Consider the following 358-nt stretch of genomic DNA (forward strand, 5'->3'; position numbering starts at 1 on the left):
GCCGATCGCGATAGCCGCGGCAAAGGTGTCGGAAAGGTTTTAGTTTCCCATGTGAACGCTTGGGTAAAATCCTTCGATCTACACCGTTTGGAACTGACAGTGATAGCAGAAAACGCATCAGCAGTTGCTTTGTATCAGTAGATGGGATTCGAAATTGAAGGCGTGAAGCGGGATTCGTTGCTCATCAACGGTAGCTACATGGATGAGTATTATATTGCGAAGCTACTTTAAAACTATCGCAGTAGGACAACAAGGATGGCAAAACCCAAAAGCATTGCATTGATCACCGGTGTCCGCAACGATACGGGAATCGGAGCGGCTGTGTGCCGGAAACGCGGGCAACAAGAAATAAATAGTT

The 358-nt window shown here is 47.2% G+C and carries 1 protein-coding gene; it reads left to right on the forward strand.

Features of this window, described 5'->3' with window-relative positions:
* The coding region (locus tag AY633_RS16840; RefSeq protein WP_260804587.1) for a GNAT family N-acetyltransferase at positions 1–141 on the forward strand (141 nt) is incomplete at its 5' end.
* Positions 142–358: the final 217 nt, after the last annotated feature.

It is taken from the genome of Planococcus maritimus, assembly GCF_001592825.1.
Taxonomy (GTDB): domain Bacteria; phylum Bacillota; class Bacilli; order Bacillales_A; family Planococcaceae; genus Planococcus; species Planococcus maritimus_C.